Raw genomic sequence first — 12999 nt, forward strand, 5'->3', positions numbered from 1 at the left:
AGCGGAATACAAAAAAACGGCAACCTTGGGTTGCCGTTTTTTTGTGCCTTGCAGGCCGGGTCAGGCCATAGTCGCCACCCGGCACTTTTTCTTAATGGTCAGAACAGTTCGTGAGTTTCGCCGTTATCAATCAGCGTGGTGCCCACTTCATGCACTGCCTGCTGGGTCGGCTGGGTACCGTCGATGAAGTACTCTTCACGGCTGTTGCCGCCGTTCGCCAACTGACCGGTGCCCCGATCGATGTTGACGGTTACCACACCCGGCGGTGGCGTCAACGGCTGTTCAGGCACGCCCTCCAGCGCTATCTTCATGAACAAATCCCAGGCCGGCTGAGCGCTCTTGGCCCCGCCTTCATAACCAGAAATCTGATCTTTGATCGCGCCGGATGCGGTGGTGCGGCCAAGATCGCGGCGGTGATCGTCAAAGCCAATCCACACCGATGTCACCACGCCCGGGCCGTAACCCGAGAACCAGGCATCCTTCGAGCTGTTGGTTGTGCCGGTTTTTCCGCCGATATCGTGGCGCTTCAGGTCGCGCCCTGCGCGCCAGCCTGTCCCCTGCCAGCCAGGCTCGCCGAAGACGTTGGTGTTCAGCGCACTTTTGATCAGGAAGGAAAGCGGCGTGCTGATCACGTGCGGGGCATATTCCTGGCCACCGCTACGGGCCACCAGCGCCTGGTTAGCCTGTTCAAGGCTTGGCATCGGCACGGTGGAGTTTTGCGGCTCCTGGGAGGTTGTGACGTTTTCAACGTCTTTATTTTCCAGCACGTTGGATTTTGGCGTATCGCCATAAATCACCGGAATGTCGCACTCAGAGCAGGCAATTTTAGGTTTGGCTTCAAAAAGCACGCCGCCGACATCGTTCTCGATCTTACTGATAAAGAACGGATCGATGAGGAAGCCGCCGTTTGCCATGACGGAATACCCGCGTGCGACCTGTAAAGGCGTAAAGGAGGCGGAACCCAGCGCCAGCGATTCGGTGCGAACGATGTTTTCAGCCGGGAAACCGAAGCGTTGCAGATATTCTGCGGCGTAATCAACGCCCATTGCGCGCATGGCGCGAACCATCACCACGTTTTTCGACTGACCTAAACCCTGACGCAGACGAATCGGCCCCGCATATTGTGGTGGGGAGTTCTTTGGACTCCAGTCGGAGCCGGCACCTGCATCCCAACGCGAAATTGGCACGTCGTTCAGAATGCTTGCCAGCGTCAGACCTTTGTCCATTGCCGCGGTATAGAGGAACGGTTTGATGTTGGAACCAACCTGGCGCAGCGCCTGAGTCGCGCGGTTAAATTTGCTCTGATTGAAGTCGAATCCACCGACCAGCGCAATAATGGCCCCGTTTTGCGGATTAATAGACACCAGGGCGGAGTTCACGTCCGGCACCTGGGCCAGCCACCAGGATTCATTCACCTGACGCACCCAGATTTGCTGACCTGTTTGCACGACATCCGTCACTTTGCGTGGCGTTGGGCCTTGCTGAGTGTCCGAGCGATACGCACGCGCCCAGCGCATGCCGTCCATCGTCATGGAAACTGAGGTGCCGTCTGCCAGCATTGCCGTGGCTCCCTGCGGCGTGGCGGCCGTCACGACGGCTGGCACCAGAGGCCCGTAGGTTGGCAGGCTTTTCAGGGTATCGGTGATTTTTTTGCTGTCCCACGGGGTCTCACCAATTTTCCACAGCACGTTCGCCGGGCCGCGATAGCCGTGGCGCATATCGTAATCCATCACGTTAGTGCGCAGCGCCGTCTGAGCCGCCAGCTGATCCTTACGGCTGATGGTGGTGTAAACGCGGTAACCATCTTCGTAGGCCTTATCGCCATAGCGGGTCACCATTTCCTGACGCACCATTTCCGTCAGGTACGGGGCGGAGAAGGCAATTTCCGGGGCATGGTAGCTGGCGTTGATGGGCTCGCGAATAGCTTCGTTGTACTGCGCCTGGGTGATGTCGTTTTCGCTCAGCATGCGGGACAGCACCACGTTGCGGCGCGCGGTCGCTCTGTCCATAGAATAAAGCGGGTTGAAGGTTGACGGCGCTTTTGGCAGGCCTGCGATGACCGCCATTTCACTCAACGTCAGCTGATCGACCGTTTTACCGAAGTAGACCTGCGCAGCGGCACCTACGCCGTAGGCGCGGTAGCCGAGGTAAATCTTGTTCAGATAGAGATCGAGAATTTCATCCTTGCTGAGCAGCTGCTCGATGCGGATAGCCAGGAAGACTTCTTTGATTTTGCGCGTCAGCGTCTTTTCCGGGCTCAGGAAGAAGTTACGTGCCAGCTGCTGGGTGATGGTACTTGCACCCTGAGAGGCGTGGCCGGAGAACAGCGCTACGCTAGCCGCACGGAAAATCCCCACCGGATCGATACCGTGGTGCTCGTAAAAACGGCTGTCTTCCGTGGCGATGAAGGCTTTGGTCAGCTCGGGCGGCATTTGGCTCAGGGTGACCGGAATACGGCGTTTTTCCCCATATTGCGCAATCAGTTCGCCATCGGCGCTGTAAATTTGCATTGGGATCTGCAGGCGCACATCCCTGAGCGTGGCTACGTCAGGCAGCTGCGGCTCAATAAATTTGTAGAGGCCATAGATCGAGCCTGCTCCCAGCAGAATGCAACAGACTGCAAGGATGAATAAATACTTTACGAACTTCACCGGAGATTTCCCATTTAGTGGCGATTGGGCAGTTTATAAACAAGCGCGCGGTAGTATAAAGGCAACCCAATGGCATTGATATAGCTCGAATGGGTTGATGGATAAGGAGATCGTAAGAATGGCTTACAGTCAGTGGCTGGCAGGATTGCATTTTCAGCAGAATAGCCTCGTCTGCGTGGCGTTACAGAAAGCACGTTCAGGCTTCGCGCTTCGGCGCTGGTGGCAATTGCCGGTGGCAAGCGATGCCAGCGAAGAGGCCTTGATTGCGGTACTGCGCCGCATCCAGCGAGAAATGCCGCGTTTCCATCGGCTTGCCGTGGCGCTTTCGGCAGCGGACACGCTGCAAAAAAACCTTCCGCCGCCGCAGATGGCGCTGCGAGAAAGCGAGTGCGCACAATGGGTAGCCAGTACTGTAGCAAAGCAGCTGGAGATGCCCGCCGATACCCTCACGTTCGATTACCAGAATGCCGAACAGAATGTTTACAGCGTCACGGCCGCCAGACGGCGGGATGTGGAGCTTCTGCAAAAACGTCTGCATGCAGCGGGGCTGAACGTGGAGGCCATCACGCCGGATGCCAGCGCACTGCAGCATTTTCTCCCGTGGATAGCGCAAGACGAGCAAGGCCTGTGCTGGTATGACGGCCAGCAATGGCTGTGGGCTACGCGGGAGGCCTGGGGGAGCTGTGCGGAGCAACCAGAAGCGCTTTTGCTCTGTACCACGCAGCAGGCTGGCATGAAGAGCTTCAATCCCTGGTTTCCACTGATGCAGCTTCAGCCACCGCTGCCGGAAAACGGCGATGCGTTTGCTATCGCTTTGGCACTGGCGCTGGGAGTGCGCTGAAATGGCGCGTCCAGTGAATCTTCTGCGATGGCGTGAGAAGCGCCGCCGCGACTGTCTGCGTTTTTGGGCCTGGCTGTTTGTGGGAGCGTGGCTGATAGCCCTGATAGGGTTTGTGGCAAATCGGTCAGAGGGTGTGCATCAACATCAAAAACAGGTTTTATGGCAGGCGAGCGATAACGCGGTTTATCAGGCTTTGGTGCAGCGTGAACGGCAGTTCAAAGATGAACAGCAGCGCAGAATGCTCTGGCTGACGCATGAAAAAGAGCGGGAAGCCACCCGGCAGTGGCAATCACGGCTGCTGGCACTGGCAGAAAACATGCCGGAACAGGCCTGGCTCACCGCCCTGGAGTGGGAAGGTCATTCGCTGAGCTTTACCGGGCTGGCGAACCGTTTTCTCTCCTTGACCGAACTGGATGCCTCGGTGCGCCATATCGCAGGCTCTCAGATCGTCAATCCGGGCCCCGTCAGGCGGGATGCGCAAGAGCGCTGGGAGTTCAGTTACAGAATGCTGGCGGAGGTGGAAAATGTTGCTCCTCGCTGAACGATGGTGTGATTGCTCCCCACGTATTCGGTGTGGAGTTTGGCTGAGCATGCTTTTGCTGCTGGTGCTGATGGTTAGTTTTGCCCGTAACACGCAGCCAGGTAGTGCATCGCCCATACCCCTTGCCGCGCAGTGGCAAAAAACACTACCGCTGCGTGGTCCGGTGATTCCGTTATCCGACATGATTTCGGCGCCTTTTTCTGCACTTGATTTTGACCGTCCGGAAAGCAGCCTGCTGAGCTGGCAGCCGTCAGGGCACGGCGGGGAGCTGGCGTTGTCGACTGACTGGGCGGCTATTCCCGCCCTGTTTGCACGGCTCGCAGAACGCCGTCAGGCCATACGGGGGTTTAGCATTAAACCGGAACAACAGCGTCTGACGCTGACGTTACAACTCGAGGCAATCGGCGATGACTGATCGGCACGGGCTCATCGTACTTTTGCTTCCTTTACTATTGGGGATGCGCGATCCCTTCCTGCCTGCGGAAGATCGCTGTAGCAGTGCGCAGATAACGCTCTGGCATTACCGTGGGATGGTGAGCCTTGGAGAGCAACGAACGGGTATCGTGCTCGATGCCAGTGGCAAATGGCAACGCCTGACGCAGGGGCAGACGCTGAGTAATGGCTGGACGGTTGTCGCTGTTCAGCCCGACCGTATGGACATGACTGCCGGAACCGACTGCGAGCCTTCGCAGTGGCGCTGGATAAAAGAAGGAACGCAACATGATTCGAAGGATAGCGTTGGGGTTAATAATGATGGTCTTCGGCGCCCTGGCCAAAGAAAAAACCGTCTCGCTGATGGTGGATGACGTTCCGGTCACGCAGGTCATACAGACGCTTGCGACGCTCGGGGAACGCAATATCGTTATCGCCCCGGAAGTCAGTGGGCAGATTTCACTTCAGTTGAATGATGTCTCATGGAAGCAGGCGTTACAGACGGTGATGAGCAGCGCCGGTCTGGTGCTCGACACGCAGTCCAGCATCCTGTTTGTGCACACCAAAGCCTGGCTTGCAGAAAAGAGTGCGCTGAAGGATGCCGAGCGGCAGAAGCGTTCACAGGCTTTGCCGTTGCAGGGGAAGAGCGTCATTTTGCATTACGCCGATGCTGCTGAGCTGGCGAAAGCTGGGGAAAAGCTACTGAGCGAGCGAGGTGCGATGACGGTCGATAAACGCACTAATCGCCTGCTGGTGCGTGACGATAACCAGCACCTTGCCGATTTGCTCGCCTGGGCGCAGGAGATGGATATACCGGTAGGTCAGGTCGAGCTGAGGGCGCATATCGTCACTATAAATAAGAAGAGCCTGCGTGAGCTTGGGGTGAAATGGAGTCTGGCTGATGCTGAGAATGGTCAGGGATCCGGGAAGGTAGCGGCTATAAACAGCGATCTTTCTGCCGCTAATGCTACGACCTACGCCGGGTTTAACATCGGTAAAATCAGTGGGCGACTGCTGGAGCTGGAGCTTTCGGCACTGGAGCAAAAGCAGGAACTGGAAATCATCGCCAGTCCACATTTGCTGGCCTCGCATCTGCAGCCTGCAAGTATCAAGCAGGGAACAGAGATTCCTTATCAGGTCTCCAGCGGTGAGAGCGGGGCAACATCGGTGGAGTTTAAGGAGGCCGTGCTGGGTATGGAGGTGACGCCGACGGTGCTACAGAAAAACCGGGTGCGGCTTAAGCTAAAAATTACCGAAGACATGCCCGGGCAGGTATTGCAGCAGGCTGACGGCGAAGTGCTGGCAATTGATAAACAGGAAATTGAGACCCAGGTCGAGGTAAGAAGTGGCGAAACGCTGGCTCTGGGAGGCATCTTCTCACAGAAGAATAAGTCTGCCAGAAGCGGTATTCCGCTGCTGGGCGACATTCCCTGGCTCGGGCGGCTGTTTCGCCATGATGGAAAAGACAGCGAGCGGCGTGAACTGGTCGTGTTCATCACCCCGCGTATTATTTCTGCACAATAAGCGTTTGACGGGCGACCTTTTCTTACTGAACACGTTTCAGGTGTTTGACGTGAGGCCGGATTTAGCATACAAGGAGTACCGATTTGAGAGTCGGTCCCCTGGACAGTCCGGTGATGATTAGAGTTGCCAAACCTGCCGGAGTATTGAGATAATTTTCGGTCTGACTCTCGCACTATCGCATATGAGGTTTCAGTTCATGCCTGGCGTCGCCGTGTGGTTCGCGTCGCGGGTTTATTATTAACGAAATAGTCTTAGTAGTACCGAAAAAATGGCAGAGAAACGCAATATCTTTCTGGTTGGGCCTATGGGTGCCGGCAAAAGCACTATTGGGCGCCAGTTAGCTCAACAGCTCAACATGGAATTCTACGATTCTGATCAAGAGATTGAGAAACGCACCGGCGCCGACGTGGGCTGGGTCTTCGATGTCGAAGGCGAAGAAGGTTTCCGTGATCGCGAAGAAAAAATCATCAACGAGTTAACGGAGAAACAGGGTATTGTGCTGGCGACTGGCGGCGGCTCTGTGAAATCTCGTGAAACGCGTAATCGTCTCTCCGCCCGCGGCGTCGTGGTGTATCTGGAAACGACGATTGAAAAACAGCTGGCGCGCACGCAGCGTGATAAAAAACGTCCCCTGCTGCAGGTTGAAACGCCACCTCGTGAAGTCCTGGAAGCGCTGGCAGGCGAGCGTAATCCTTTGTACGAAGAAATTGCCGATGTCACGATCCGCACTGACGACCAGAGCGCGAAAGTGGTGGCCAACCAGATTATTAATATGCTGGAAAGTAACTGATTCTGGTCAACGCTATACGACATCGTTCAAGCTGCATTCAGGCGGCAACGGCGTGAACTCTTGCAGGTCATCTCTGCAACCGGGCGCGAAAGCCGCCGACCAGTAAACAGCCTGAAGGATGGCGTGTACATCACCAGAGAATGCAAGTAACCAAGGTGGACGTCGCGTTATGGAGAGGCTTACAGTAACTCTCGGGGAACGTAGTTACCCGATTACCATCGCGGCTGGTTTGTTTAACGATCCAGCTTCCTTCCTGCCACTGAAGTCGGGCGACCAGGCCATGCTGGTCACCAACGAGACGCTGGCACCTGTTTATCTGGACAAAGTACGTCACGTGCTCGAACAGGCTGGCGTAAAAGTCGACAGCGTCATCCTTCCGGACGGTGAAAAGTACAAAACGCTGGCCGTGATGGACACCGTTTTCACCGCGTTACTGCAAAAACCTCACGGTCGTGACACGACGCTGATTGCCTTAGGCGGCGGTGTTGTTGGCGATCTTACCGGATTTGCGGCGGCGAGCTATCAGCGTGGCGTTCGCTTTATCCAGGTACCGACCACGTTATTATCACAGGTCGATTCTTCCGTTGGCGGCAAAACAGCCGTTAACCACCCGCTCGGTAAAAACATGATTGGCGCCTTCTGGCAGCCGGTGAATGTGGTTGTCGATCTGGACTGTCTGAAAACCCTGCCCGCGCGCGAACTCTCTTCCGGCCTGGCAGAGGTCATCAAATACGGCATCATCCTCGATGCAGAATTCTTCTCCTGGCTTGAAAACAACATTGATGCGCTGATGGCGCTTGATGAAAAAACCATGGCGTACTGCATTCGCCGTTGTTGTGAGCTGAAAGCCGAAGTTGTGGCGGCAGACGAGCGAGAATCCGGCTTACGTGCTTTACTGAATCTGGGACACACCTTTGGTCACGCTATCGAAGCTGAAATGGGCTACGGTAACTGGCTGCACGGCGAAGCCGTCGCCGCCGGTATGGTCATGGCGGCTCGTGCTTCAGAACGTCTTGGTCAGTTTGAGGCAAAGGATACTCAGCGGATTATTACCCTGTTAGAACGGGCGAAATTACCGGTTTCCGGTCCGCGTGAAATGTCTCCCGATGCGTACCTGCCGCATATGATGCGCGATAAAAAGGTGCTCGCCGGTGAGATGCGTTTGGTTTTGCCGCTTGCTATTGGAAAAAGTGAAGTGCGTGGCGGTGTTGCGCACGATGTGGTTCTTGGCGCTGTGGCTGATTGTCAGCAGGCGTAACTAATAAGAAAGGTCATGCCGCTCGCGCGGTGTTTAGCTTCAGGTGACGTGCAGGTGTCGTTAGCATAAGCCTTTTAGTGGGGTGTTAAATGGATGAATTCAAACCAGAAGACGAGCTGAAACCCGATCCCAGCGATCGTCGTGCTGGTCGTTCCCGTCAGTCTTCCGATCGTGAAAGCGATCCGCAGATCAACTTCGATGACGTCGACCTTGATGCCGATGAACGCCGCCCGGCGCGTGCCCGTAAAGTACGCGAAGAGCGCGAAGAAGAGTATGACGAAGAGGCGTATTACGAGTCTGAAGAAGACGAAGAGGTGCAAGAGCAGCCTGAACGTCGTCCACGCAAGCGCAAAAAAGCGCCGGCAAAACCGGCTTCCCGCCAGTACATCATGATGGGTGTTGGTATTCTGGTTCTGCTGCTGCTGATTGTGGGCATTGGCTCCGCGTTGAAAGCACCGTCTTCCTCCAGCGAGCAGGCCTCCAGCGATGTGAAGAACATCGACCTTTCCGGAGATAACAGCGCTTCAGCCGGCCAGAGCAACGGTCAGGCAACCGATCAGGCCAATGGTGCTCAGCCAGCGCCAGGTACGGCGCCTGCGAACCAGACTGCCACAAATCCGCAGCAGGATGTTTCTCTGCCACCGATTTCCTCTACCCCGACTCAGGGCCAAAACACCGTTGCGCCAGAAGGCCAGCAGCGTGTGGAAGTGCAGGGTGACCTGAACAATGCGCTGAACCAGCAGCAGGGCCAGATTGACGGCGCTGTCGCCAACTCAACGCTGCCAACTGAGCCGGCGACGGTTGCCCCTGTTCGCGGCGGCAACACGCCTCGTCAGGCGACGACTCACACGGCGGAAAGTGCCCCAGCGGCAACAACTCGTCCGGAGCGTAAGCATGCAGTGATTGAGCCGAAGCCGCAGAGCAAACCTCAGGCGACGGTAAAAGCAACCGAACCCAAAGCGGCTACCCAGCCTAAGCGTACTGAAACGGCCGCTACCGCAACGCCTGTGAAAACAACAACCCCAGCGGCAGAAGCCGCGAAGCCTGCGGCCACCGCCAGCGCGGCGAAACCTGCGGCAACCGCCGCTGCACCAGCACCAGCCGCAACCGCTGCGGCAAGCTCCGCCGCCAAAGAAACGGGTGATGTCAGCTCGCTGAAATCTGCACCGGGCAGCCACTACACTCTGCAGCTCAGCAGCTCGTCAAACTATAACAACCTGAACAACTGGGCGAAGAAAGAGAACATCCAGAAGTACGTGGTCTATCAGACCACCCGCAACGGTCAGCCATGGTATGTGCTGGTCAGCGGTGTGTATGCGACGAAAGACGATGCGAAACGCGCCGTCAGCGCGTTGCCTGCCGATGTCCAGGCGAAAAACCCTTGGGCGAAGCCGCTGCATCAGGTGCAGTCCGATCTGAAACAATAGCAGTACATGACACAGCGCCTTCAGTCTGCCAGTGCGGGCTGAAGGCGAATGTGTTTTTAAGCGCAGGATGCTGCAGGAGCGTTTTCTCCTCAGCCGGAGAAAGTGTAAGTTGCCAGACAGCATGAAAAAAAATCGCGCTTTTTTGAAATGGGCAGGGGGGAAATATCCTCTGCTGAACGATATTGAAAAACATCTGCCGAAAGGTGAATGTCTGATCGAGCCCTTCGTCGGGGCCGGTTCCGTATTTCTCAACACCCATTACGATCGCTACATCCTCGCGGATATCAACAGCGATCTGATTGATCTCTATAACATTGTCAAAACACGCACTGACACCTATATCGAGCAGGCGAAGGCGATGTTTGTGCCTGCTAATAACAACGCTGAAACCTATTACCAGCTGCGGGCCGAATTCAATCAGTGCAGCGACAAGCTGCGCCGTGCGGTGCTGTTCCTCTATCTGAATCGTCATGGTTACAACGGCCTGTGTCGTTACAATCTGAAAGGCGAGTTCAACGTGCCGTTTGGCCGCTACAAAAAGCCTTACTTCCCGGAAGCCGAGCTGAATCATTTTGCGCAAAAGGCGCAGAGTGCCGAGTTCCTGTGCCTGTCTTACGAGGAGTGCATGGAGAAGGCCTGTCAGGATTCGGTGGTTTACTGCGATCCGCCTTACGCGCCACTCTCCGCGACGGCCAATTTTACCGCTTACCACACCAACAGCTTCACGCCAGATCAGCAAAAGCATCTGGCGGAAATGGCGGAAAAACTGGTCAGCAACCAAATTCCAGTGTTAATTTCGAACCATGACACGCCCGATACGCGTGCGTGGTATCACGCCGCCCAACATTTCAAAGTGAAAGTCCGGCGCAGCATTAGCAGCAACGGCGGCACGCGCAAAAAGGTGGATGAACTGCTGGCGCTGTATCGCCCGACCCCACCATAAATCGTTTTCAAGGAGATGCGGATGAAACAGTATTTGATTGCCCCTTCGATTCTGTCGGCCGACTTTGCCCGTCTGGGTGAAGATACTGCGAAAGCCCTGGCCGCAGGCGGCGATGTGGTTCACTTCGACGTGATGGACAACCACTACGTACCGAACCTGACGATGGGCCCGATGGTGCTGAAAGCGCTGCGCAAATACGGCATCACCGCCCCGATTGACGTGCATCTGATGGTCAAACCCGTTGACCGCATCATTCCTGATTTCGCGGCGGCGGGTGCCAGCATTATCACCTTCCACCCGGAAGCGTCTGAGCATGTTGATCGCTCCCTGCAGTTGATTAAAGAGCACGGCTGCAAAGCGGGGCTGGTGCTGAACCCGGCCACGCCGCTGAGCTACCTCGATCACGTAATGGATAAACTTGACGTGATCCTGCTGATGTCCGTCAACCCGGGCTTTGGTGGCCAGTCTTTCATTCCGCACACGCTTGAAAAGCTGCGTGAAGTTCGTCGTCGAATTGATGTGTCTGGTCTGGATATTCGCCTGGAGGTTGATGGCGGCGTGAAGGCGAACAACATCGGCGAAATTGCGGCGGCGGGTGCGGATATGTTCGTTGCCGGGTCGGCGATCTTCGATCAGCCAGACTACAAGAAAGTGATTGATGAAATGCGCAGTGAACTGGCAAAGGTAAGTCATGAGTAAATCAGAAACAATTCGGGGCGTAGCTTTCGACCTCGACGGTACGCTGGTCGACAGCGCGCCTGGATTAACCGCCGCGGTGGACAGCGCGCTGTACGCGCTCGAACTGCCCACCGCAGGCGAAGAACGCGTGATTACCTGGATTGGTAATGGTGCTGATGTGCTGATGGAGCGAGCGCTGAAGTGGGCTCGCCAGGAGCGTGCTACGCTGCGTAGTCAGCAGGGAAAACCTTCCGTCGATCATGCGGATATCCCACAGGAAGAGCAGCTGCGCGTGCTGCGTAAACTGTTTGACCGCTATTATGCTGAATTTGCCGAAGAGGGCAGCTATCTGTTCCCGGCAGTTGCCGAAACGCTGGCAGTGCTGCATGCGAAAGGTTTGCCGCTGGCGCTGGTGACGAATAAGCCATCACCGTTCGTGGCACCGATTCTTGAAGCATTAGATATCGCTAAATACTTCTCCGTTGTCGTCGGTGGCGATGACGTGCAGAACAAAAAGCCGCATCCGGAGCCGCTGCTGCTGGTGGCCAATAAGCTTGGCCTCACCCCGGACGCGCTTCTGTTCGTTGGTGATTCGCGCAATGACATTCTTGCCGCCTCTGCGGCCGGTTGTTGTTCTGTAGGGCTGACATACGGCTACAACTACGGTGAAGCTATCGCCGACAGCAACCCCGACTTCGTATTTGACCGTTTTAACGATTTGTTGCCCGTGCTCGGGCTCCCGCACAGTGAAACTCAGGAAGTGAAAAATGACTAAGCCCATCGTATTTAGCGGCGCACAGCCGTCCGGTGAATTGACCATTGGTAACTACATGGGTGCGCTGCGTCAGTGGGTGAACATGCAGGATGACTATCACTGCATCTACTGCATCGTTGACCTGCATGCCATCACCGCTCGTCAGGATCCGGAAAAGCTGCGTAAGGCAACGCTGGATACGCTGGCGCTCTATCTGGCCTGCGGTATCGACCCGCAAAAGAGCACTATTTTCGTTCAGTCTCACGTGCCGGAACACGCACAGCTGGGCTGGGCGCTGAACTGCTACACCTACTTCGGTGAACTGAGCCGCATGACCCAGTTCAAGGATAAATCCGCACGTTACTCCGAAAACATCAACGCCGGTCTGTTTGACTACCCGGTGCTGATGGCCGCCGACATTCTGCTGTATCAGACTAACCAGGTACCAGTGGGTGAAGATCAGAAGCAGCATCTGGAGCTGAGCCGCGATATCGCCCAGCGCTTTAACGCCCTGTACGGTGACGTATTTAAAGTGCCTGAGCCGTTCATTCCGAAGTCCGGCGCGCGCGTAATGTCGCTGCTGGAGCCGACCAAGAAAATGTCCAAGTCAGACGATAACCGCAACAACGTGATCGGCCTGCTGGAAGATCCGAAATCCGTGGTGAAGAAGATCAAGCGTGCAATGACCGACGGCGACGAACCGCCAGTGGTACGCTACGACGTGCAGAACAAAGCGGGGGTTTCCAACCTGCTGGATATTCTCTCCGGCGTCACCGGGCAGAGCATTTCTGAGCTGGAGCAGCACTTCGAAGGGAAAATGTACGGTCACCTGAAGGGCGAAGTGGCCGAAGCGGTGTCCGGCATGCTGACTGAGCTGCAGGAGCGTTATCACCGCTTCCGCAACGACGAAGCGCTGCTGCAGCAGATCATGCGTGACGGTGCGCAGAAGGCGAGCGCGCAGGCTGCAGAAACGCTGAAAGCGGTGTATAAAGCGATTGGTTTTGTTGCGAAACCGTAACTGAGATTGCCCGGGGCACTTCGTCTGCACGGGCATTGCCGGATGGCGCTATGCTTATCCGGTCTACGTTTGAGTGCGAAACCTAACTTCTATGACGGGCGTGCTTCAGCGCCATCCGGCAAGAAAAAAGGCAGGGAAACCT

At 56.0% G+C, this 12999-nt stretch carries 13 protein-coding genes; 12 read left to right on the forward strand and 1 reads right to left on the reverse strand.

What is annotated here, in order from left to right; genetic code table 11:
- Window positions 1–98: 98 nt before the first annotated feature.
- On the reverse strand, window positions 99–2651 hold the full coding sequence (gene mrcA / locus RTU33_RS15115; RefSeq protein ID WP_312628427.1) for a peptidoglycan glycosyltransferase/peptidoglycan DD-transpeptidase MrcA: 2553 nt from the start codon (window positions 2649–2651) through the stop codon (window positions 99–101).
- A gap of 118 nt (window positions 2652–2769) precedes the next feature.
- On the opposite strand from mrcA, the gene pilM reads away from it, so the two are divergent.
- The 12 genes from pilM to trpS all read left to right on the forward strand — a co-directional run bounded on the left by pilM (window position 2770) and on the right by trpS (window position 12857).
- Window positions 2770–3492, forward strand: coding sequence for a pilus assembly protein PilM (gene pilM / locus RTU33_RS15120; RefSeq protein ID WP_312628429.1), 723 nt, complete (start codon window positions 2770–2772; stop codon window positions 3490–3492).
- 1 nt (window position 3493) lies between these two features.
- The gene (locus RTU33_RS15125) at window positions 3494–4033 is read left to right on the forward strand and encodes a PilN domain-containing protein (RefSeq protein ID WP_312628430.1); all 540 of its coding nucleotides are present in this window, start codon (window positions 3494–3496) and stop codon (window positions 4031–4033) included.
- A gap of 49 nt (window positions 4034–4082) precedes the next feature.
- The gene (locus RTU33_RS15130; RefSeq protein WP_312628431.1) at window positions 4083–4448 is read left to right on the forward strand and encodes a hypothetical protein; all 366 of its coding nucleotides are present in this window, start codon (window positions 4083–4085) and stop codon (window positions 4446–4448) included.
- Window positions 4441–4839 (forward strand): HofP DNA utilization family protein, encoded by a 399-nt coding sequence (locus RTU33_RS15135; RefSeq protein ID WP_312628432.1) that lies wholly within the window; start codon window positions 4441–4443, stop codon window positions 4837–4839. Before RTU33_RS15130 ends, RTU33_RS15135 begins: the two co-directional genes overlap by 8 nt.
- A complete protein-coding gene (gene hofQ / locus RTU33_RS15140) occupies window positions 4754–5989 on the forward strand; it encodes a DNA uptake porin HofQ (RefSeq protein ID WP_312628433.1) in 1236 nt (411 codons plus the stop codon). The genes RTU33_RS15135 and hofQ overlap by 86 nt, the downstream gene beginning before the upstream one ends.
- Window positions 5990–6257: 268 nt before the next feature.
- The gene (gene aroK / locus RTU33_RS15145) at window positions 6258–6779 is read left to right on the forward strand and encodes a shikimate kinase AroK (RefSeq protein ID WP_312628434.1); all 522 of its coding nucleotides are present in this window, start codon (window positions 6258–6260) and stop codon (window positions 6777–6779) included.
- Window positions 6780–6948: 169 nt separating this feature from the next.
- Window positions 6949–8037, forward strand: a complete 1089-nt coding sequence (gene aroB / locus RTU33_RS15150; RefSeq protein WP_312628435.1) for a 3-dehydroquinate synthase — start codon at window positions 6949–6951, stop codon at window positions 8035–8037.
- 89 nt (window positions 8038–8126) lie between these two features.
- Window positions 8127–9464 carry a cell division protein DamX gene (gene damX, locus RTU33_RS15155; RefSeq protein ID WP_312628436.1) on the forward strand — a complete coding sequence of 446 codons (1338 nt, stop codon included), beginning with the start codon at window positions 8127–8129 and terminating at the stop codon, window positions 9462–9464.
- 121 nt (window positions 9465–9585) lie between these two features.
- The gene (dam, locus tag RTU33_RS15160; protein ID WP_312628437.1) at window positions 9586–10407 is read left to right on the forward strand and encodes an adenine-specific DNA-methyltransferase; all 822 of its coding nucleotides are present in this window, start codon (window positions 9586–9588) and stop codon (window positions 10405–10407) included.
- Window positions 10408–10428: 21 nt separating this feature from the next.
- Window positions 10429–11106, forward strand: coding sequence for a ribulose-phosphate 3-epimerase (rpe, locus tag RTU33_RS15165; RefSeq protein ID WP_312628438.1), 678 nt, complete (start codon window positions 10429–10431; stop codon window positions 11104–11106).
- Window positions 11099–11860, forward strand: coding sequence for a phosphoglycolate phosphatase (gene gph / locus RTU33_RS15170; RefSeq protein WP_312628439.1), 762 nt, complete (start codon window positions 11099–11101; stop codon window positions 11858–11860). Before rpe ends, gph begins: the two co-directional genes overlap by 8 nt.
- A complete protein-coding gene (gene trpS / locus RTU33_RS15175) occupies window positions 11853–12857 on the forward strand; it encodes a tryptophan--tRNA ligase (RefSeq protein ID WP_312628440.1) in 1005 nt (334 codons plus the stop codon). The genes gph and trpS overlap by 8 nt, the downstream gene beginning before the upstream one ends.
- Window positions 12858–12999 lie beyond the last annotated feature (142 nt).

The organism is Scandinavium sp., from assembly GCF_032012665.1.
Classification (GTDB): domain Bacteria; phylum Pseudomonadota; class Gammaproteobacteria; order Enterobacterales; family Enterobacteriaceae; genus Scandinavium.